We start from the raw sequence: 21,818 nt of genomic DNA on the forward strand, positions 1-21,818 counted from the left end.
CTTTCAGCTCAGGTGTCGCCGAGATGACCCGGTGTCAACGCTCGCTGAGCTCCCGGTCGCCTTCGGCGAACATCGGGGCGACGTGCCGCGTACAACCAAGCCCGGAGCGTCCTGGCACACGCTGGCAGCCAAACCGCGGCCAAGTCTCATCCCATCCACGGCACCGGTTCCGTACCCGTCCGGTACGGAACCAGCCTCCTGGCCTGCTCGCGGGACGAGTTCCGGCACGACGACATCACTGCTGCGATCAAGCAGTCGGGCATGACGCCCTACCACTGGCTGGCCATCCACGACGCGGCGCGGACGATGGGCATCACCCGCGGGTGAGTGATCCCCGTGGTCGGGTTGACCTGCTTTGCCGGACGAAGGGCCGGCCCTTCTACGACCTTGGGACAACGGAACAACCATCAGCGCTAACCACTTGGTCGTGACGTGGAGGGCCCCGGCGTGTGCTGCCTGCCGGAGCCCTCCACGTTGTTGTGGTTGGTCAGTGGCGGGGCTCCAGCGGGGCGACATGCACTGATCCTCGCCGGTGCCGAGCCTGAAGGGCAGGGCAATGCGGTCGAGCGCGAAAGGCTCGCCGGGAGCGTGGACGGTCCAGCCGCACCGGGTGTAGAAGGCACCGAGGTCGCGGCGTACGAGCCGCGCCGTACAGCAGGACGCAGCCGAGCTGCTGGTGGACCTGCCGGGCCCGCCTGAGCGGCGCGGCGCAGGATGGATCGCGCCGTTTGCCACCGGCGGGTCGACGCCAATCATTACGAATCGGACTGTGTCCACATTCCACGGGGTACATCCAGATCGGTGGCAAGCAGACTACGGATCGCGAGAGGTGGGGCTCGTGCGTGACCGGAGCATCGCGGTATGACGATCTCATTCGGCCGCTGCCGGAGTTACTGAAGAGGCATGCCGAACGATCGGCGGATCGGGTGGCGTTCCGTGACTTCTCACGCGGCGTCACCTACGCCGCGCTTGAGCGACGCACCGGGGGGCTGGCGGGGTCTCTCGCCCGGACGGGGCTTCGCCGCGGCGATCGGGTCGCGGTCTGCCTGGGCAACTGCGTGGAGATGGTCGAGGGTTGCCTCGCCGTCCTGAGGGCGGGGGCGATCGGCGTCCCACTCAATCCTCGGTCCTCCGACGAGGAACTCGCCTATTTCCTCCGGGACAGCGGCGCGTCGGCCATCATCACCGACCCCGCGCATCTTGCGCAGCTGCACCGTCTTGGCCCCGAGCACCGCGGCGTACACGTGGTGCTCACCGGTGTGGGCCCGATCCCGGCGGACGCCCCCGACAACACCGTCCTCTTCCGGGCCGCGGTCGGGACCGACGGGTCCGACGCGCCCGACGACCTCGGGCTCGACGATCCGGCCTGGTTGCTCTACACCTCCGGCACCACCCACCGCCCCAAGGGCGTGCTCTCCACGCAGCGCCGCGCGCTGTGGTCGGTGGCGGCCTGTTACGCGTCGATCTTCGGATTCTCGCCCGAGGACCGGCTGCTGTGGCCGTTGCCGCTGTTCCACAGCTTCGGGCACTCCCTCGCGATCCTGGGGACCGCGGCCATCGGCGCGAGCGCCGCGATCACCAGTGAGATCCTCTCTCCCGGCGGCCTGTGGCGGGAGCTGCGCACCCCGAACGACGACCTCGGCGGACCGTTCACCGTCATAGCCGGCGTCCCCACGACGTACCACCAGTTGGTGTCCTCAGCCGGAGACGCCCCGCCCTCCTGGTCGGGGCCGGGGCTGAGGGTCTGCGTCGTGGCGGGTGCGCCGAGTCCTCCCACGCTGCGAAGGGCGGTCGAAGAGGCGCTCGGCGCGCCTGTGCTGGAGGCGTACGGCAGCACCGAGACGTGCGGCGTGATCGCGGTGAACCGGCCGAACGGCCCCCGAATCGACGGATCCTGCGGGCCACCGGTGCCCGGCGTGGAGGTCCGCGTCGTCGACCCGGGCAGCGGCATCGACGTCTCCACGGGCGGCGAGGGCGAGATCTGGGTACGCGGGCCGAACCTCATGACGGGGTATCACAACCAGCCGGAGGCGACAGCCACCGCGTTGCGCGGCGGCTGGTACCGGACCGGTGACCTCGGTCGCCGGGCCGAGCACGGTCACCTTGTCCTCACCGGCCGAGTCAGTGAACTGATCATCCGGGGCGGCGAGAACATCCATCCCACAGAGGTCGAACACGTCCTGCTGCGCTGTCCCGGCGTGCGGGACGCCGTGGTACTCGGTATGCCGCACGACGTCCTCGGCGAGGTCCCGGTCGCCTTCGTGGTGCCCGGGCACGAGGGCTTGGACCCGCGGCGCGTGCTCGACGCCTGCCGCTCGCGACTGGCGGACTACAAGGTCCCCGCCGAGGTCCGTGAGATCACCGCCGTCCCGCGCACCCCGTCCGGGAAGATCGCCCGCCGCTCGGTCCTCACGAATCCGGCCTCGGCTCCGATCCCGGCTTCGGCCGACGGTTCCCTCGGCCGCGGGCTCCTGACGCTGCCCCGCGAGGAGCAGGAACGCTTGCTGTGCGAGGCGGTGTGCGTCGAGACGGCCCGGGTCTGCGGACGCGCGCCGGACGCCCGGCGCGACGCGGACAGCTCCTTCGCGGACCTGGGACTCACCTCTCTTGGCGCGATCGAGTTGGTCGACCGGCTCGCAACGTCGACCGGGCTGAGCCTCCCGACGACATTGGTCTTCGACCACCACACTCCAGCGGCCGTCGCCCGATACCTGGGCGCCGAGCTCCTGGCCGCCATACCCACGGCCGGGACCACCGCCTCTCCGCGGACCGCCAGGCGGGACGCGGCGCACGACGAGGACCCGGTGGTGATCGTCGCCATGGCTTGCCGCTATCCGGGGGACGTCGATTCCCCCGAAGGTCTGTGGCAGTTGGTGTCACAGGGCATGGACGCGATCTCGGGCCTGCCGACCCACCGGGGATGGGACCTCGCCGCCCTCTACGACCCCGACCCCGATCACATCGGCACCTCGTACACGCGCAGCGGCGGATTCCTGCACAAGGCCGCAGACTTCGACGCGGGCCTGTTCGGTATCTCGCCGCGCGAGGCGCTCTCCATGGACCCGCAGCAGCGGCTGCTGCTGGAGGTGTCCTGGGAGGTGTGGGAACGGGCCGGAATCGACCCGGCGTCGGTACGCGAGAGCGACACGGGCGTTTTCCTCGGGGTGATGCACGCCGACTACTCGGACCGTTTCACCCTCCACGAACTCGAGGCTCATCTAGGTCTGGGGTCGGCCGGAAGCGTGGCCTCGGGCCGGATCTCCTACGTGTTCGGTTTACGCGGGCCCGCGATCACCGTCGACACGGCGTGCTCATCCTCGCTCGTCGCGGTGCACTGGGCGGCCGAGTCACTGCGTTCGGGCGAGTGCTCGCTGGCCCTGGCCGGCGGCGTCACGGTGATGGCGACCCCCAAGCCGCTGCTCGCGTTCAGCCGTCAGCGCGGTCTGGCGCCCAACGGCCGTTGCAAGTCGTTCTCGTCCACGGCGGACGGCACCGCCTGGGGCGAGGGCGCGGGGGTGCTGCTACTGGAGAAGCTGTCCCACGCGCGCCGCAACGGGCACCCGGTGCTGGCCGTGGTGCGCGGCTCTGCCGTCAACTCCGACGGCGCCTCCAACGGCCTGACCGCGCCCAACGGCCTGGCTCAGCAACGCCTGATCGAACGAGCACTGGCCGACGCCGGGCTGCACGCGGGCGACGTGGACGCCGTGGAGGCGCATGGGACGGGCACCAAGCTCGGCGATCCGGTCGAGGCGCGGGCGCTGCTCGCCACCTACGGACAAGGCCGGGGGTCCGAGGATCCGCCGCTGTGGCTGGGCAGCATCAAGTCCAACCTCGGACACACCCAGGCGGCTGCGGGGGTCGCCGGGATCATCAAGATGGTCCAGGCCATGCAGCACTGCGAGTTGCCCAGGACCTTGCACGTGGAATCACCCACTCCGCACGTCGACTGGTCCTCAGGCCGGGTCGAGCTGCTGACCGTTGCCCAGCCGTGGCCCGCGCCCGCCGGTCGGCCGCGGCGCGCGGGCGTGTCGGCCTTCGGGATCGGCGGCACCAACGCGCACGTGATCGTCGAGGAGCCGGCTGGCACCGACCGCATCCCGCAGGAGGCGCCCCCACCGCCGAACCGGCCGCTGCCGGTCCCGTGGCTGGTCTCCGGAGCCGATGCGGGGGCCTTGCGGGCCCAGGCGCGGCGGCTGGCGGACCACGTCGTTGCCCGGCCGGGCCTGTCGTCGTCAGACCTGGGATTCACACTGGCGGTGTCGAGGTCGGCACTCACGCACCGGTCGATGGTGCAGGCCGCAGACCGGGAGTGCATGCTGGCCGGGCTGCGGGCGATCGCCGATGGCGCGTCCGGCGTCGGGGCGGTGACGTGCGTCGCCGACGTGCGGGACCGCATCGCCTTCCTGTTCACCGGACAGGGTGCTCAGCGCGCGCGGATGGGCGAGGAGTTCGGGGAGTCGTTCCCCGCGTTCGCTGTGGCCTTCGACGAGGTCTGCCATGCCCTGGACGGCGAACTCGACAGGCCGCTGCGCACGGTGATCCGCGCTGAGCCGGGTTCGGCGGACGGTCTCCTCGACCGCACGGATTTCACCCAGGCTGCCCTGTTCGCCTTCGAGGTGGCGCTGTTCCGACTGCTGGCGTCCTGGGGGGTGCGGGCCGACTTCCTGGCGGGGCACTCCGTGGGGGAGTTGTCGGCGGCGCACGTCTCCGGCGTGCTGGATCTCGCCGATACCGCGCGCCTGGTCGCGGCCCGCGGTCGGCTGATGCGGGCGCTGCCCGGGGGCGGCGCGATGGTGGCCCTGGACGCGACAGAGGATGAGGTGCGGCCCGAACTCGCCGATCTCGCAGGCCAGGTGGCGGTCGCCGCCGTCAACGCACCGCGTTCCGTGGTGATTTCCGGCACCCAGGACGGGGTACTCGCCGTCGCGGCGAGGTTCGAGGCGCTGGGCCGCCGCAGTACGCGGCTCAACGTCGGGCACGGTTTTCACTCACCGCTGATGGACCCGATGCTCGACGAACTCCGCGGCGTCGCCGAGACGTTGCAGTTCCGGCCGCCGCGGATCCCGGTGGTCTCCACAGTTACGGGCCGTCAGGCGACGCCCGAGGAGTTGGGCTCCCCGGACTACTGGGTGCGGCAGGCGCGCCTGCCCGTGCGGTTCGCCGATGCCGTGCGGTGGCTTGGGGGCAAGGGCGTCGGGGGCTTTCTGGAACTCGGCCCGCATCCCGTGCTCACCGCGTTCGCGGAGGACTGCCTGGCCCCCCAGGACGGCGGCGGCCCGGTCTTCGCCCTGGCGGCCCGTTACGGCGAGCGTGAGCCGCAGACGCTGCTGTCGGCCGTGGCCCGGCTCCACGTGCGCGGCGTGGCCGTCGACTGGCCCGCGGTGTTCGCGGACTCCGGGCTGCGGCGCGTGGATCTGCCGACCTACGCCTTCCAGCGTCGAAGCTACTGGTTGCATTCGCCGCGGCCCGCCGGGGCCGTCTCGGCCGCTCGCGAGCATCCGCTGCTGGGTCCGTCGTTCGAAGTGCCGGGCACCGGGCGCACGGTGCTCTCCGGCCTTCTGTCGACGGCTGCCCAGCCATGGCTCGCCGACCACGTCATCGGCGGAGCGGTGCTTGTGCCGGGGGCGGCGTTCGTGGAGATGGCGGTGCGCGCGGGCGACGAGGCCGGCTGCGGCACATTGGAGGATCTCGTGATCCTCTTGCCGCTCACGCTGCCCGCCGCTGGGGTGCGTGTCCAGGCTGTTGTGGGGGCAGCGGACGAATCCGGTCGACGGTCCATCGAGATCTACGCGCGACCGGTGGAGCCCGCCGCGGCCGAGTGGACGCGGCATGCCAGCGGCCTGCTGGGCCGGGCATCCGAGTGGGAGACGGCGCCGGAAGAGCACGGACCGGCGCAGTGGCCGCCGCTGGGCGCTGCGCAGGTCGATCTGACCGATGCCTATGAGTCCCTTGTGGACCGTGGTTTCGCGTACGGGCCCGCATTCCGAGGCGTGCGCGCGCTGTGGCGGCGGGGCGAGGAGTTGTTCGCGGAGATCCAGTTGCCTGAGTCGTGGGCAGCCGAGGCGGACCGGTACGGCATCCATCCGGCGCTCCTGGACGCTGCTTCGCACGCCTCGCTGCTCACCGCGCCCGCTCACGGATCGGGGTCGGGCGGCACCAGGGTGCCGTTCCAATGGAGTGGCGTGCGCCTGCACGCCGCCGCGGCGTCGAAGGTGCGGGTGCGGATATCGCCGGTCCGCGAGGCGGACGTCGGCTCCGAGCATGGCGCGCTCTCGTTCACGCTCGCCGACGCGACGGGCGCTCCGGTGGCGCGCATCAACTCCTTGTCCACCAGAGAGCTTCCGGACGGGCCCATCGCCCCCGCGGACGACACCGCCCAGCGCGCCCTGCTGCGCCCTGTCTGGATCCCCGTCGCGCTACCCAGCCCTGCACAGCGCCTGGAGGACTGGACCGTACGCGGGTCGGATGAGCTCAACCTCGGCGCGTACATCCCCCTCAGCGAGAACGCTGCGAACCCACCCGACCTCGTAGCGGTCGCCGCCGTCGGCTCGGGCACGGATCACAATCCGCTGGCAGACGTCCACCTGCTGACGGCGAGGGTGCTCAAGGTACTGCAGGACTGGCAGGATGATCCGGGCACAGCGGGCTCACGGCTCGTGGTGGTGACGCGGGACGCCACCGCACCCGCGCCGGACCTCGCGGGAGCCGCGGTCTGGGGGCTGGTGCGCACCGCGCAATCGGAGTTTCCGGGACGCATCATCCTGATCGACGTGGACGCGGAACCGGCATCCCTGCGGCTGCTGCCCGCGGCGGCCGCATCCGGCGAACCTCAAATGTCCATCCGCACTGGGCATGTGACGGTGCCTCGTCTGGTTGGCGTCTCGGGCGCGGCGCCTCGCGGCTCCAGCGCCTTCGGCCCGGAGGGCACGGTACTGATCACTGGCGGCACCGGCGCGCTGGGTGCGGAACTGGCCAGGCACCTGGTCAGCGCGCACGCAGTACGTCATCTGCTGCTGGTCGGGCGGCGCGGCCCGCACGCACCGGGCGCCGATGCCCTGCTCACCACGTTGCAGGAACAGGGCGCGCAGGTCAGTATCGTCGCTTGCGACGCGGCCGATCGAGCCCAGCTCGCCGAGGTGATCGAGCGCTGCCATCCCCCGCTGACCGCCGTCGTGCATGCCGCGGGGGTCCTTGGCGACGAAGCGCTGGCCACGTTGTCCCCCGAGCGGATGGCGGCGGTCCTACGGCCGAAGGCGGACGCGGCCTGGCACCTGCACGAGCTGACTCAGGATCAGAAACTGTCGGCGTTCGTCCTGTTCTCCTCGGCGTCGGGTGTGCTGGGCCGGGCGGGCCAGGGAAACTACGCTGCGGCGAACTCGTTCTTGGACGCGCTCGCGCATCAGCGGGCCACGGCGGGCCTGCCCGCCGTCTCCCTGGCGTGGGGCCGGTGGGACCACGACACGGGCATGGGCGCGCAGTCGGCTCAGACCGGCCGGCACGCGGAACCCGACGACGTGGTCCGCGCGTTCACTCCCGAACAGGGACTGGCCCTGTTCGACGCGGCGCTGCGCACGGACGGTCCGGTGCTCGCACCGATCCTGCTGGACCGAGCCGCTCTTCGTGCCGCCGCAGGGCCTTTGCCGCCGCCGCTGCGCGGGCTGGTGCGTCCCGACCGACCCGTCGCCGAGGCCCGGAGCAGCGCGACCGAACCGGCCCGGAGCGCGCAGGAGACCTCGGTACCCGGAGCGTGGCGCACGCTGCTGGCCAAGCTACCTGTCGAGGAGCGAAGGGGCGCGCTCGCCGAGCTGATGCGCGGCGACGTGGCCGCGGTGCTCGGGTACTCCGGCGCCGATGCCCTGCCCGTTGGCCGGACCCTCGCCGACCTCGGCTTCGACTCCCTGACGGCGGTTCAGGTCCGCAATCGGCTGAGCACGGCACTACGCCTGAGGCTGCCAGCGGCCGTGGTGTTCGAGCACCCCGCGATCGAGGAACTCGCCCGCCACGTCCTCGAACTGCTCGATGACCTGCCCGGTGCCGCACCGGAGGAGCAGCACGATCCGCAGCCCGCGTCGCCCGCAGGTCGTCCGGCGCAGACGCTCGCGTCCCTGTACCGCAGGCTCTGCGAGACAGGCCAGCCGGTGGCCGCCATGCACATGGCGGTCGCGGCGTCCTTGACTGCTCCGACCTTCGACAAGTCCGCCGCCGGCGAGCACGCCGTGCCGCCCCTACGGCGGGCCGACGGGCGCGCCGACGCCCCGGTCGTGGCCTTCTTCGCCGACTTCCATCCCCTCCGCACGGCCCCGGGCGGGGAGTTCGCGGCCTTGCACGCCTGCTTCGAGGGCGAGTGGGACGTCCTCGAGTTCCCACACCCCGGCATCGGCGCGGGGTACGCCGTCCCGGCCGACCGGGAGACGCTCGCCCGCACTCACGCCGAGACGGTGTTGCGGCATGTCGGCGACCGACCCTTCGTCCTCGTGGGCGCATCCGCCGGAGGAGCCGTCGCGCACGCCGTGACCCGAAGCCTCGAACTCATGGGATCCGCCCCCGTCGGGCAGGTGCTGATCGACACGCATCTCGTCAACGAGGGCAACCGCACCACGGACTGGTTGCCCGCCCTGTCGACCACTCCGGCGCCGCACCTCGGCGTGGATGGACCGACCGGCGAAGAGGACGCCGCCGTCGCGGCCATGGGCACGTACACAAGGATTTTCATGAACTGGCAGCCAGAGCCCGTGGGCACCCCGACGCTGCTCGTCCGGGCCACAAGGCCGACCCCTCAGATGGCGGAGCACGCGGACGGCGACGCCTGGCGCTCGACCTGGCCACTGCCGCACGACCGCGTCGACGTCCCCGGCAACCACTTCTCCCTCGTGCGGGAAGACGCCGCCACCACGGTGGCCGCGGTCCGCGCCTGGATCGACTCCCTCGGCCGAGCTGCCGCTCCGTCGGCTCCTACCGCTCAAGGAGACCGGTGACTTCCCCGAATCCCACGCCCGCAGCGCGCGCCGCGGAGCCGAACCCGCGCCAGGACGCGGAGGACTTCGACGTCATCGTCGTCGGCGGCGGCCCGGCCGGGGCGACCGTCGCCGCGGCAGTGGCACTGCGCGGCCACCGCGTCCTCCTGCTCGAGCGGCAGACGTTCCCCCGCTACCAGATCGGCGAGTCCCTGCTCCCCTCCACCGTGCACGGCGTCTGCCGCATCCTCGGCGTCGCGGACGAGGTCGCCGCGGCGGGCTTCCAGCGCAAGCGCGGCGGCACCTTCCGCTGGGGCAGGAGCCGGGACGCGTGGCACTTCGACTTCGCGCTCTCGCCCCGGCTGGCCGACCCCACCTCGTTCGCCTTCCAGGTCGAGCGGTCCAAGTTCGATGCGATCCTCCTGCGCAATGCCCGCCGGGTCGGCGTGGACGTGCGGGAGGGATGCCGGGTCGGCGGCGTGGTCGCTGACGACGAGCGGGTGCACGGCGTGCGCTGGACCGACCCTGGCGGCGACTCCCGCGAGGCCCGGGCCCGGTACGTCGTCGACGCGTCCGGCAACGGCAGCAGGATCCACACGCACGTCGGCGGCGGGCGCACCTACTCGGACTTCTTCCGGAACATCGCGGTGTTCGGATACTTCGCTGGCGGCAAACGCCTGCCGAGCCCCGACGACGGCAACATCTTCTGCGCGGCCTTCGAAGAGGGCTGGCTCTGGTACATCCCGCTGCGCGACGACCTGACGAGCGTCGGCGCGGTGGTGAGCCGGTCGAACGCCACGGCGATCCAGCGGGACCCCGCGGCCACCTGGCGTCGCCTGATCGACGCGTGTCCCGAAGTCAAGGGCCTGCTCAGCGGAGTCCCGCAGGCGACCGAGACGCCGTACGACCAGGTCCGCGTCCGCAGGGACTGGTCGTACTGGAAGTCCACGCTGTGGCGGCCCGGTATGGTGTTGATCGGCGACGCGGCGTGCTTCGTGGACCCGGTCCTGTCCTCCGGCGTGCACCTGGCCACCTACGGTGCGCTGCTCGCGGCGCGGTCGATCAACAGCAGCATCGCGGGACTGGACGAGACCCGCTGCTTCGACGAGTTCGAGGCCCGCTACCGGCACGAGTACGGCCTCTTCTACTCGTTCGTCATCTCCTTCTACGACACGCAACAGGACGAGCGGTCGTACTTCTGGAAGGCACGGAAGGTCACCGACGTCGGATCGACGGATCTCGAGGCATTCGTCGAGCTCGTCGGCGGCCTGGCGTCGGGGGACACGTCGATCACCGGGCCTGGCTGGGCGAGCGAGCAGCTGGAGGCGTTCTCAGCGGACATCGACGCGGCCGTGGGTCGCCTGGCCGACTCCGACGGCCTGCGCAACCCACTGTTCGAATCTCCCACGGTACGCCGGGTGTTCCAGGAGGGCACGGTGCTACAGGAGCGAGGCATCTTCGGCTGCCCGCTGGAGGACGAGGAGCCGGTGCGGCCCGGTGGCCTGGTCGCCTCGGAGGACGGCCTCGAATGGATCGACTCCGGCCGATGATCCCCCGCTTGCGTCCCATCGCCCCGGCCGGAGTCCATCACGGGGCAGACGCCGTGCTCGGGGTGGTGAACCACACGACCCGTGGGTCCTCCACCGTGCTAGACGGCACGGTGCCAACCCTTGAAGTCCCCATGGTGCAGGTCCCCGAAGCCGGCTTCGCAGAGGTCTGGCCCGCACGAGGGCCCGCCGAGTCCGCGAGCACCACGGAATCGTCTACGCCCACGACGGCGCGCACATGTTCTGCGCCGGCCAGGTCGCGGCCCCGGACACCTGCGCCGACGCCATCCGGGATGCCTACCTCAATGCCCTCGGCCTCCTCGTCGACCTCGGCTACCGCAGCGTGTTCCGTCTGTGGAACTTCATCGGCCGCATCAACGAGGCCAATTCGCAGGGCCTTGAGGTCTACCGCGACTTCTGCCTGGGCAGGGCCGCGGCCTTCGACTCCCACGCCCTGCGCACGGCAGATGTCCCGGCCGCGACCGGCATCGGCTCCCTCGGTGACGGCATCGCCTTCTGCCTGCTGGCCTGTCGACGCGGCCGCGTCACCGGCGTGGAGAACCCGCGGCAGATCCCCGCCTACCACTACCCGAGCCGCTACGGCCCCAGTTCCCCGCGCTTCGCCCGAGCAACCCACGTGCGCTCCCCGGGCGCGCCCGAAAGCGAGGGCCGGATCTACGTGTCCGGCACGGCGAGCATCCTCGGCCACGAGAGCAAGCACGCGGGCGACGTCAAAGCCCAGTGCCGGGTGGCTATCGAGAACATCGCCTCCGTGATCAGCCCACATAACCTGGCCGTCAACGGCCTGCGCGGGGACTGCGGCCTCAACCGCGTTCGTACCGCCAAGGTCTACGTCAGGCGTCGCGTCCACATGCCGCTGGTACGCCACATATGCGAGGAGGCCCTCCCGCCCGCGGCGGACGTCGTCTATCTCAACGTCGACATCTGTCGCTCCGAGCTCCTCGTCGAGATCGAGGCCATCGCCGATTGCCTTCCGCCCACGGCTGGTGGATCAGGCCCCTCGCCCGCATCCCATCGGCAAGCCTCCTGACCCCGTCCCGCTAGAAAATACGATTCGGGGCTGTGGCGGTGCCGTTGCAGGTGCCAGAAAGTACATCCACGCTGGTCAAGCTGTATTTCGGTACTCATGGGGGGGTTCCGCCGAGTCGGTCGTGGCGGCGTATGTTGAGTTGGGTGATCTGGTCCGGATCGTTGATCGGTGTGGGCCGTGCTCGCAGGGGTGAGCCTTGGTTGAGGGCTGAGCACGGTCCCGATCCCGGCGTCGGCGAGGATTGAGGTGACCCCCGGAACGTGGACACAGGGGTTCATGCAGCGAGTGAGAGTCCAGCCGCTGCATGGTGCTGTTGTTCGAACTCCATCGGTGAGCGGTAGCCCAGCGCGCTGTGGCGCCGACGAGCGTTGTAGTAGGTGAGCCACTGGAATATCTCCAGCCTTGCCTGACTCATGGTCAAGAACAGCTTCCGGTGCATCACCTCTCGCTTCAGCCCCTGCCACAGGCTCTCGGCCAGGACGTTGTCGTAGCTCGAGCCGCCCCTGCCCATGCTTCTGCGGATGCCGTGCGAGTCGCAGACCTGCGCAAACGCGGCCGAGGTGCACTGGGAACCGCGGTCCGAGAAAGATCACTCCGGTGACATCCCCGCCCCTGGCGGCGACTGCGGCCCTCAGCGCGTCGATGACGAGTTCAGCCCGCATGTGAGGTGCCATCGACCAGCCGACCACCCGGCGTGAGTGGATGTCGACGACGCAGGCCAGGTAGAGCCACGTCGCGCCGACCTGGATGTATGTGATGTCGGTGTGCCACGAACGCAGGAGGAGAGGTTCAGGAATGTAGGCCGGCACCTCTTTGAATGCGGTGCTGCGTGAAAGATGAACGTAGGCCCTTCGGAGCCGCCCTGCGGGGGGAGGCTTCAAACCGCCACATGCCGCGTTGGCTGAAGACCGTCGTGGTGAGCGATGTGGAAAAGGCGCCCGTGAGGCGTCAGGTGGGGACCAGGAAGGCGAGCGCAAGTGGATCGCTGATGACGTGTCGAAAACGTATTTAGATGGCATCGAAACTGGGGGTATAGATATGGCTCCAGGGCAAGTCTGGCGGACATCCGTCAACTGGCCAGAAGGTGCCCTGCATGGAGGCGACGCGAGCCTGGTCTGCTGCTTTCACGTGGAACGTGGGAAGGCGAGTCCCGATAGTCCTGACTCATCTGAGGGGCAATCTCTTCAAGATCTGGAACCGGATGTCCTCGGGAAGCTACTTTCCGCCCCCGGTGCGAGCGGTGGAGATTCCGAAGCCGCATGGCGGTGGTACCAGAATTCTCGACGTTCCCACGGTCGCGGACAGAATTGCACAGACCGTAGTGGCCACCCGTTTGGAGCGCGAGCTGGAACCGAAGTTCCATCCGGACTCCTATGGGTATCGGCCCGGGCGGTCGGCGGAAGACTGGTGGAGGCGATCGGGAACCGGATGGAAGAGGTCGGGCTACGTCTGCATCCCGACAAAACCCGGATCGTCTACTGCAAGGACACGAACCGGCGCAGCCCGTATGCCGGAGGGGGATTTTTTCTTGCATCTACGCTTCTCCCATAAGTCCAGCATCAAGGACCATGGCTGCCTTGGAGATGGAACCAGGCAGAAGATGCCTGTAGGTGCGAAAGGTGACTTCAACGTTTCGGTGCCCCAGCTATTCGGCTACGTCGGTGATCGGGAGGCCGTGGGCTAGGCAGTTGGACGCGGACGGAATCCCGCCTCGCGCGCCGCGAACTCGCAGGTCGACAGCGCCGATGACCACGTACCGCTGTCGCGAACCTCCGCGACGCGTGTGGCTGCTGCCTGGGCGCAGGCCGGGCAAGGCGAGCCGGGCTGCCCGTGCCGCGATCGGCCCGGGTCGTGTGGAGGACTGATAAATTGGTGGGTGTAAGCAATAGATCGCGGGTGGCGGGCGAGCGCGAGCGCGAGGCGCAGTGTGATGGACGAGGAGACGGTAGTCCACGACAGCGGTGTGCGGGTCGGCCGGGCAAACGGCATGGCACCCGTCGGCACCGCCACGCCTGAGGAGGCCGGCGCCGACCTGGGCACCGAGATCGTACGGTTCAGCCGGGTCATGGCCGCCTGGAAGCACCGGGCCAAGAACGAGCCGGGCGCGGCCGAACGCATCCTGCTGGCGCGTCTGGTGACCGACGGGGCCCGGCGGGCGACCGACCTGGCCGCCGAGGCCTTCCTCGACCTGTCGACGGTCAGCCGCCAGGTGCGTTCCCTCGTGGAACGCGGCTTGGTCGAACGCCGCCCGGATCCGGAGGACCGGCGCGGCTACCTGCTGACCGCGACGGACGCGGGGCACGAGACATACCTGGAGTTCCGGCGTCAGCGCGACGCCGAGCTCGGCCGACTTCTCACCGACTGGTCGCCCGAGGACCGCTACCAGATCATCAGGCTGATGACGCGCCTCAACGACGACCTGGTGGACTTGACACACGAGTACCTCGGCGCCGGTCCGCACTCCGGCACCGCGGCGGAGCAAGGGGGCAAGCACGCATGAGCAGCACGGCAGCTTCTCCGCCACCCGGGGAGACGGCAGCGTTATCCAGCTTAGGAGGTCGGCTGACCCACCGTCAGATCCTGACCATCCTCAGCGGCCTGATGCTGGGGATGTTCCTGGCGGCTCTCGATCAGACCGTCGTCAGTACGTCGATCCGCACGATCGCCGACGACCTGCACGGTCTGAGCTCGCAGGCCTGGGTGACCACGGCGTACCTGATCACCTCCACGATCGCGACGCCGCTGTACGGCAAGCTCTCCGACCTCTACGGCCGCAAGCCGTTCTTCCTCGCGGCGATCACCATCTTCGTGATCGGCTCCGCGGCCTGTTCGTTCTCCACCTCGATGACCGAGCTCGCCGGCTTCCGGGCCTTCCAGGGCGTCGGCGCCGGCGGCCTGATGTCGCTGGCACTCGCGATCATCGGTGACATCGTGCCGCCGCGCGAGCGCGCCCGCTACCAGGGCTACATGCTCGCCATGTTCGGTACGTCCAGCGTCATCGGCCCCCTCGTCGGCGGCTCCCTCGCCGGCCAGAGCAGCATCCTGTCGATCACCGGCTGGCGCTGGGTCTTCCTCGTCAACGTGCCGATCGGCACGGTCGCGCTGTTCGTCGTCGCCAAGGTGCTCAACCTCCCGCACACCCGGCGCGAGGCACGCATCGACTGGTGGGGCGCGATCACCATCGCCATCGGCGTCGTGCCGCTGCTGCTCGTCGCCGAGCGGGGCCAGAGCTGGGGCTGGAACTCCACGAAGTCCCTCGTCTGCTACGGCATCGGCGTCGTCGGGCTGATCGTGTGGGTCTTCGTCGAGCGGGCGATGGGCGACAACGCGCTCATCCCCATGCGGCTCTTCCACAGCCCGGTGTTCTCCAAGACCAGCGTGCTCTCCGTCCTCGTTGGCATGGGCATGTTCTGTGGTGTGCTGCTCATCCCGCTCTACCTGCAGATCGTCAAGGGCGTCAACCCCACCAGGTCCGGTCTGCTGATGCTGCCCCTGATGGTCGGCATGATCGCCTCCACCTTGGTGGTCGGACGGATCATCGCCAAGACCGGGCACTACAAGATCTTCCCGGTCATTGGCACGGCCCTGATCACCGCCGCAATGCTCCTCTTCCACTACCGCGTGGAGTGGAACACCGCGTTGCCGGAGACGATGGCCTACATGGCGCTGTTCGGCATCGGCCTCGGCGGCTGTTTGCAGATCCTCACCCTGGCCGTGCAGAACGCCGTCGAGCCCAAGGACATGGGCGTGGCGACCGCGTCGGCCACGTTCTTCCGGCAGATGGGCGCGACCGCCGGAACGGCGATCTTCCTCTCCGTGCTCTTCAGCAACGTCGGCGACAAGATCGGCTCGGCCTTCCGGTCCGCCATACCGACCGCCAACTTCCAGGCGGCGGTGCACGACCCGGCCGTCCTGTCCAACCCCGCGAACGCTCCCGTGATCGACATGCTCAAGCACCCTTCGGCGGGCGGCGGTTCGGGCACCGGTGTGCTCAACGACTCATCGTTCATCCAACACCTCGACCCACGCCTCGCCGAGCCGTTCAAGGTCGGCTTCACCGGCGCCATGCACGTCGTCTTCGTGCTCGGCGCGATCGTGATCGCCCTGGGCTTCCTGGCCGCGCTGTGGACGAAGGAGATACCGCTGCGCAAGGTCTCCGGCCTCGAGGCGGCACGCGCCGCGGAGAGCATGCACCGCAGGCGGTCGTCACCCTGATCGACGTCGCCGGCAAGCAGTTCGGCCGTGCGACGGCGGACGAGAACGGCCGGTACGCCGTGGACGCCACGCGCGCGCCTACGTGCTGATCGATTCCGCCGCAGTGCGCAAGCAGGTTGCACCCGTCGTCATCGCCGACTCGTCGATCGAACGCGACCTCGCGCTCGGCGGAACGGCGGGGCCTGACGGGCGCGGTACGCGACGCAACGGGCGGCGACCCGCTGCCGGGCGCGCTCGTGGTCGCCACCGGCGTACGCGGCGAAGCCATCGCCTCCGGCGCGTCCGGTGGCGACGGCGGATTCGGCTTCTCCGACCTCGGCGCGATCCACGCTCCGGGCGTCATGGAAGCCTTCGACGCCGAATTCGGCGGGCTGCCGTCGGCCAAGCGCACATCCCAGGCGGCCTGACCGGCGTAACTGCCCGTCGACTACCGGTCGTTCCTGGAGCGCCAGGGGGACATCCTCCGGCACGACCTAACCGTCAACGACCTGTCCATCCTGGTCGGCATGGCCCAGCGGCACCGTGTGAACACCCCGCGCCTGAACCAGGCCGATCCCAACGCCTTGTGGCGGGCCGCGACCTTCCTGGAGGAGATCGTACTGTTGCGGCCGCTGCCCGCCCGCAACGAGCTATACGGGTATGGCGTGGCCATCGTCTGCCTCCAGGCGTCAGGGGAACGCATTGACACCAAAATCAAGCTCTGGTCGACCTGGTCCATGACATCCGGCGCCTGGTTCTGGACTCCTGTGGCATCGCCGACCGACTGCGTTCGTGGCGGGCACCGCAGGGATGGCCCAGCCGGGAGTAGGACACCCGACGCCGATCACGGCTCGTTCAGCGACCCCGGGAACACCGTCTCCGCGATCGATGCCCGTACCCGAGCGGTGGTCTTCGTGGTCAAGGTCGACGACGGACCCGGCAGCGTAGCGATCGCGCACGACGGCTCCCGGGCCTGCTGCATCGTCAACTCCCGGGCGGTAACAAGGCACCCGGCAGCACGATGTCCGTGATCGACATCGCCCGGCAGCCGCTCGTCGCAACGGTCCCGGTCAGGCGCATCCTCGACGGCATCGCGATCTCGCCGCACGGCCGCTGCGCCCACGTCGCGAACTACGGTGCCGACACCGTCTCCGTCGTCGGCCTCGGCACGGCCTGACCGGTGGGAGCGGCCGGGACGCCCGAGGGGGCCGGTCGTCCCGGAGGAGGCCTACACCCAGGCGTCCCGGAGGAAATCGGTCACCTGCCGCAGTGCCTCGCCAGCGGCCGGGACCATCCCCCGCATCGAGAAGAAAGCATGGATCATGCCGTCGTAGCGCCGGTGCTCGACCCGGACGCCGAGCGCCCGCAGCCGCGCCACATACGCCTCACCCTCGTCCCGCAGCGGATCGAACTCGCCGGTGACGACCAGCGTCGGCGGGGCGGCCGCGAGCACCTCGTCCGCGGCATACAGCGGCGACGCCAAAGGGTTGCGCGGGTCTTGGTCGCCCAGGTAGTTCTCGCTGAACCAGCGCAACGTGCCTTCGGTCAGCATGTAGCCCTCGCCGTTCTCTCGAACCGACGGGTGCTGCCTGGTCTGGTCCGTCACCGGATAGAGCAGCGCTTGCGCGCGGAACCTGCCGGGCAGCTCGTTGACCAGGACCGCGCTGAGATTGCCGCCCGCCGAGTCGCCGGCCACAGCCAGACGGCCGATGTCGCCGTCGAACGACTCGACCGTCCTCATCACCCACTTGGCCACGGTGACGACGTCTTCGACCGCGGCGGGGAAGCGGTTGTCGGGGGCGAGTCGATATCCGACGCTGACCACCAGACAATCGGCGTGCACGCTGAGATCCCGGGCGACACCGTCGTAGCCGTCAAGGCTGCCGAGCACCCATCCACCGCCGTGGACGAAGAGCAGAACCGGGTGCGGGCTGGGGCTGTCCGGCCAGTACAGTCGGACCGGGACGCCGTCTGCGCACGTATGCTGTGTCCGGCCGACCGTGGCTGGCTCGCCGCCGAACCCGGCGAGTTGGTCGTAGGCGGCCCGCGCGACGGGCATCGGCAGCTCATGCAGCTGCTTGTGGCCGGCGGCGTCAAGGATGTCGAGGACGGCCTTGACCGAGGGGTCGAGTGGCATCAGGAACTCCATTCCGGCATCGTCTTTGCCGACGGTGCGGGCGAGCGCCGGGCGGGTGGCGCCGGCGGATGGGGTGCGGGAGCGAACGTACGGCGTCGCCGACCGGCCCACGGCGCAGCAGCCGCGCGTCGCGCAGATACGGCCTGGAAACGAACAACACGCTCAGTTGGACGTGTTGTTGGCTGGGTGATCGTGTAGTTCCACTCTCCGTGCCACTCGTGTGGAGTGAGCTGCTGGGCGATCAGTGCCTTCATCTCACGGTTGGAGGTCTTGATGCCTCGCGGGTAGCTGCCGGTGTCGCGTTCGGCGCGCACGGTCGGACCGGTGCGGGTCGTGGTCCCGGCGATGAGGCTGACGGCAACTTCGTGGCTGGCGTACCGGAAAATTGCCTTACCCGGGCCGGGTCTGCGGCCGTTACGGCAGCAGGAGGATCTTGCCGAAGTGGTCGCTGGACTCCATCAGGAGGTGGGCCTCGGGGGCATCGGCCAATGGCAGGGCGGTGTGGACGACCGGCTTGACCGCACCAGCCTCGACCAGCGGCCACACCTCTCGCTGAACGGCCGCGACGATCCGGGCCTTTTCGGCCCGCGGGCGGGCACGCAGCGACGTCGCCGAGACCGAGCCGCGCCGATTCAACAGTAGGGCCAGGTCGAGCTCGGCTTTGCGACCGCCCTGCAGGCCGATCACGCTGATCCGGCCGTTCGGCGCGAGGGCCTCGATGTTGTCGGCCAGATACTTCGCGCCGATGATGTCGAGGATCACGTCGACGCCGGCGCCGGCCGTGAAGTCCCTCGTGGCCAAGACGAAGTCGTCGGTGGTGTAGTCGATCACCAGGTCGGCGCCGAGGGCACGCAGCCGATCGTGCTTCGTAGCGCGGGCCGTCACCACCACGGTGGCGCCGAGTGCCTTGCCCAACTGGACAGCAAATGTGCCGATGCCGCTGCCGCCGCCGTGCACCAGCAGCGTCTCACCCTTGCGCAGGCAATCGTGGTCGACCACGTTCGACCAGACCGTGCAGGCGACCTCGGGCAGCGCGGCCGCTTCCTGCAGGGACAGGCCGGTGGGCACCGGCAACAGCTGCCCCACCGGCACCGCAACCCGTTCGGCGTAACCGCCGCCGGCGAGCAGGCAGGCGACCTGTTCGCCCACCTGCCGCCCGGTCACGCCGGGCCCGAGCGCGCTGATCACACCGGCGCACTCGAGCCCCGGATACTCCGCGGCGCCCGGCGGCGGCCGGTACAAGCCTTGCCGCTGGGACACGTCGGCCCGGTTGACCCCGGCCGCGGCCACGTCGACGACCACCTCACCCGGACCAGGCGTGGGATCGGGCACCTCGCGCAGGACCAGCTGCTTGTCCTCGACCACGATTGCGTGCATGGGTATTCGGGGCCGCGGTGCCCTTGCGGGGCCGCTTCCCTTCCCTCCTTCGAATCCGTGCGTGCGAGGTCCGCACACGGCTGACCGATGATTTTCCTGGCAGCACCACCCACTCCATGGGCAGCGGATAGGGCCTGGAAACGAACAACACGTTCAGTTGGGCGTGTTGGTGGCTGGGATGATCGTGTAGTTTCCACCCTCCGTGTCACTCGTATGGGGTTTCGTGGCTGGTAAGAGGCAGCGGAACCTGGCCTCGGCAGCGAGCAACAGACGACGCTGCCGCTCGTCCAAGTGCGGCAAGATCGTCTCGAACTTCGCCGCCAACACCCGCTCATAGATCTCCATGACCGCGGCCATACCAGAAGCATGGCCGGGTAATTGGGACATTCAACGGTTGTTTTGCGAGAGGCCCGTGGCGTCGCGTGTGGGTGCAGGGCAGCTGTCAGTAGATGCCTTCCGGCGCTTTTCTGGTCACTTGCAGGGGCATGACGTTGGCAACCCCGTCGCAGGGATAGGTGTCGCCGGTGTCGTACCGGAGGGCCTGATCGCGCTCAAGGATGTTGGGGAGGAACAGATCAGGGTGCAACACGGTCAGCTTGACCTGGCCGAGCTCGCCGAAACCGACCGCGCGGGTCCAGTCTTCCTTGTCGACCACGGCAGCCGTGACGTTCGGGTAGTTAGGCAGGTACGGCAGGATATCGCCGTTGCTCTCCTCCGGAATTCCCGCCGAAGTGCCGAACGTATTGCCGTAGCTGCGTCCCACTATGCCGTCGCCGAGGACCTCTTTGAAGGACCGGAACATGGTCGGGGTGACATGGGTGCCGCTGATCCGCACTCCCTGCAGCTCTGCGGCGAGTTCTGGCGCGCGGCGGATGAGTGCGCTGAGCAGTGCCGACGTCGTGTTCAGATAGTCGATGCGCTGGCTGCGCAGGATGACGACGATCTGCTCGATGACATGGTCGGTGTATTCGTCTGCCTCGGCGAGTTTGCCGGCGCGAATCAGCCGCTTGACCCATCGAGGGTCAATGTCGACGATGTACATCCGTCCGCCGTAGGAGGAGAGTTCCGGGATCCCGAGGCCGATCACGTGGGGGCCTGTGGGAGTGCCCTGGATCCAGTTCCCGCCGGTGCGGAATCCCTCGTTGGCGAACGACCAATGCCGCCACGCGAGCCGATGCTCGAGGATCCGGGGCGTGTACAGCACCCGGCACGGGTCCCCGGTCGTACCGCCCGAATCGAACACGCGGCCGTCGATCGGCCGCGGCACATCCTGCGGAATCAGGTCGGCCGGGTCGAGCTCGCGCAGCGTGGCCAACGGGAACGGGCCGAAGGAGCCCAGTTCCTCGTACCGGGTGATCTCGCGTGGATCGAAACCCAGATCGGGCACGCGCTTGAGCCAGTAGGGGCTTCCGGTGTCGGGGTCGAAGTGCCGCCGGACCACCTGGCGTGTCCACTCGTCGAGGTCCGTCTGCAAGAATTTGTCGACCAGAGCCAATGAGTCCTCCATACCTGGCACCCCTTTCCGATGGAGGAAGATATTAGATGCGCAGTTCGTAAATCGCGGTCATGGCGTCGGAAAGCTGTTCGGGATCCTCGACCTGAATGACGGGGCACGGCAGTGAATCGAGGTAGATGTCCAACTTGGCCGGGCCCAGCAGAAACGCGATTTGCGGTTCCTTCTGGATCACGTTGTAGAACATGTCCGGGTGGCTTACCTTATCGACTTGATTGCCGAGGTACCATTCCTGTACGTCCTTCGCGGACGTGAGCATCCCGCGCTCCTTGCACGAGCACAGCGGCACCACCGGGTCCCGGAAATTCATGGCCGAGACGACCGGTTCAAGGTATTCGTTCTGGTCGGTGCACAGCGGCGAGTGCACGGCTATATTGACGTCCGGGATCAGGTGCATCGCCCCCTCCGGCAGCTTGTCCTTGACTTGGAGGAGGGCCTCGCGATATCCGGCCACCATGAATCCCCGGACCGTGCCGCCCCTGCGCAGCCCGAGTTCACCCGCGACGTAGACACCGTCCACGAGCTTGTCGAGGTACTCGGCATCGTCGATGTCCGCGGGCACCAGGATGCCGGCGCATCCCTGAGCGGGCCCGGTCGGCGGGGGCACGTCGACCTTGCGCCGCAGGAAGGCGAACAGATCGCGACGATCCACGGCCCCCGCGAGGCACGCACCCACCAAAGAGCCCAGGCTCATCCCGGCGATGACGTCCGGGGGTGCGCCGCGCTCGGCGAGCAGATCGGCGACGCCGAGGATGATCGCTGCCTGCCGGATCAGGCCGACCCGCTGGTATTCCTGTTGCCTCGGCAACTCCCAGCGCAGCAGGCGGTCCACGGTGAGCCCGGTCCACTCGGCGGCCTTCGCGTAGATCTCCTTGATCTGCGGGTACTGCTCGTAGAGCTCCACGCCGGCGCCGGGTACATCGCTCAGGCCACCGTCGACCAAGTATGCGATCTTCACGGTTACTCCCAATCTCAGCGATGCCTTCTCGAGTCACGAACCTACTGAAGGAAAAGGCGACAACACCCCCCTAGTAATCCCCTAAGG

At 69.2% G+C, this 21,818-nt stretch carries 14 protein-coding genes and 2 pseudogenes; 8 read left to right on the forward strand and 8 right to left on the reverse strand.

The annotated features are described in order from the left end of the window. The first annotated feature begins 842 nt into the window (after positions 1 to 842). The 3 genes from P2L57_RS31535 to P2L57_RS31545 all read left to right on the forward strand — a co-directional run bounded on the left by P2L57_RS31535 (position 843) and on the right by P2L57_RS31545 (position 11,552). Positions 843 to 8,975: a type I polyketide synthase gene (locus tag P2L57_RS31535; RefSeq protein WP_275820352.1), complete on the forward strand. Its 8,133-nt coding sequence runs from the start codon at positions 843 to 845 to the stop codon at positions 8,973 to 8,975. Continuing rightward, positions 8,972 to 10,504, forward strand: coding sequence for a tryptophan 7-halogenase (locus P2L57_RS31540; RefSeq protein ID WP_275820354.1), 1,533 nt, complete (start codon positions 8,972 to 8,974; stop codon positions 10,502 to 10,504). Before P2L57_RS31535 ends, P2L57_RS31540 begins: the two co-directional genes overlap by 4 nt. Positions 10,505 to 10,670: 166 nt before the next feature. Beyond that, a complete protein-coding gene (locus P2L57_RS31545; protein WP_275820381.1) occupies positions 10,671 to 11,552 on the forward strand; it encodes an FkbO/Hyg5 family chorismatase in 882 nt (293 codons plus the stop codon). 274 nt (positions 11,553 to 11,826) lie between these two features. Here the strand turns inward: P2L57_RS31545 and P2L57_RS31550 are convergent. After that, positions 11,827 to 12,322: pseudogene (locus P2L57_RS31550) on the reverse strand (IS3 family transposase); the annotation flags it as partial. 764 nt (positions 12,323 to 13,086) lie between these two features. Further along, positions 13,087 to 13,248, reverse strand: a pseudogene (locus P2L57_RS41265) (tyrosine-type recombinase/integrase); the annotation flags it as partial. A gap of 234 nt (positions 13,249 to 13,482) precedes the next feature. On the opposite strand from P2L57_RS41265, the gene P2L57_RS31560 reads away from it, so the two are divergent. The 5 genes from P2L57_RS31560 to P2L57_RS31580 all read left to right on the forward strand — a co-directional run bounded on the left by P2L57_RS31560 (position 13,483) and on the right by P2L57_RS31580 (position 16,923). After that, positions 13,483 to 14,052 carry a MarR family winged helix-turn-helix transcriptional regulator gene (locus tag P2L57_RS31560; RefSeq protein WP_372516006.1) on the forward strand — a complete coding sequence of 190 codons (570 nt, stop codon included), beginning with the start codon at positions 13,483 to 13,485 and terminating at the stop codon, positions 14,050 to 14,052. Further along, positions 14,049 to 15,767, forward strand: coding sequence for an MDR family MFS transporter (locus tag P2L57_RS31565; RefSeq protein ID WP_308292531.1), 1,719 nt, complete (start codon positions 14,049 to 14,051; stop codon positions 15,765 to 15,767). Before P2L57_RS31560 ends, P2L57_RS31565 begins: the two co-directional genes overlap by 4 nt. Positions 15,768 to 15,883: 116 nt before the next feature. Then, a complete protein-coding gene (locus P2L57_RS40390) occupies positions 15,884 to 16,174 on the forward strand; it encodes a hypothetical protein (protein WP_308292532.1) in 291 nt (96 codons plus the stop codon). A 99-nt stretch (positions 16,175 to 16,273) separates the two neighbouring features. Next, entirely contained in the window at positions 16,274 to 16,777 is a 504-nt protein-coding gene (locus tag P2L57_RS40395) for a hypothetical protein (RefSeq protein WP_308292533.1), read from the forward strand. Then, the gene (locus P2L57_RS31580; protein WP_275820358.1) at positions 16,774 to 16,923 is read left to right on the forward strand and encodes a hypothetical protein; all 150 of its coding nucleotides are present in this window, start codon (positions 16,774 to 16,776) and stop codon (positions 16,921 to 16,923) included. Before P2L57_RS40395 ends, P2L57_RS31580 begins: the two co-directional genes overlap by 4 nt. 51 nt (positions 16,924 to 16,974) lie before the next feature. Here P2L57_RS31580 and P2L57_RS31585 read toward each other — a convergent pair whose 3' ends face one another. The 6 genes from P2L57_RS31585 to P2L57_RS31610 form a co-directional block, all read right to left on the reverse strand. Continuing rightward, positions 16,975 to 17,883, reverse strand: a complete 909-nt coding sequence (locus P2L57_RS31585; RefSeq protein WP_275820360.1) for an alpha/beta hydrolase — start codon at positions 17,881 to 17,883, stop codon at positions 16,975 to 16,977. After that, positions 17,883 to 18,269, reverse strand: coding sequence for an ISAzo13-like element transposase-related protein (locus P2L57_RS40935; protein WP_372516008.1), 387 nt, complete (start codon positions 18,267 to 18,269; stop codon positions 17,883 to 17,885). The genes P2L57_RS31585 and P2L57_RS40935 overlap by 1 nt, the downstream gene beginning before the upstream one ends. A gap of 28 nt (positions 18,270 to 18,297) precedes the next feature. Continuing rightward, a complete protein-coding gene (locus tag P2L57_RS31595; protein ID WP_275820362.1) occupies positions 18,298 to 19,260 on the reverse strand; it encodes an NAD(P)H-quinone oxidoreductase in 963 nt (320 codons plus the stop codon). Positions 19,261 to 19,413: 153 nt separating this feature from the next. Further along, positions 19,414 to 19,605, reverse strand: a complete 192-nt coding sequence (locus P2L57_RS31600; RefSeq protein WP_275820388.1) for a hypothetical protein — start codon at positions 19,603 to 19,605, stop codon at positions 19,414 to 19,416. 97 nt (positions 19,606 to 19,702) lie between these two features. Continuing rightward, the gene (locus tag P2L57_RS31605; RefSeq protein WP_275820364.1) at positions 19,703 to 20,767 is read right to left on the reverse strand and encodes an acyl-CoA synthetase family protein; all 1,065 of its coding nucleotides are present in this window, start codon (positions 20,765 to 20,767) and stop codon (positions 19,703 to 19,705) included. Between the two features lie 31 nt (positions 20,768 to 20,798). Next, the gene (locus P2L57_RS31610) at positions 20,799 to 21,716 is read right to left on the reverse strand and encodes an ACP S-malonyltransferase (protein WP_275820366.1); all 918 of its coding nucleotides are present in this window, start codon (positions 21,714 to 21,716) and stop codon (positions 20,799 to 20,801) included. Between the last annotated feature and the right edge of the window lie 102 nt (positions 21,717 to 21,818).

Source organism: Streptantibioticus ferralitis, from assembly GCF_029223525.1.
Taxonomy (GTDB): Bacteria; Actinomycetota; Actinomycetes; order Streptomycetales; family Streptomycetaceae; genus Streptantibioticus_A; species Streptantibioticus_A ferralitis.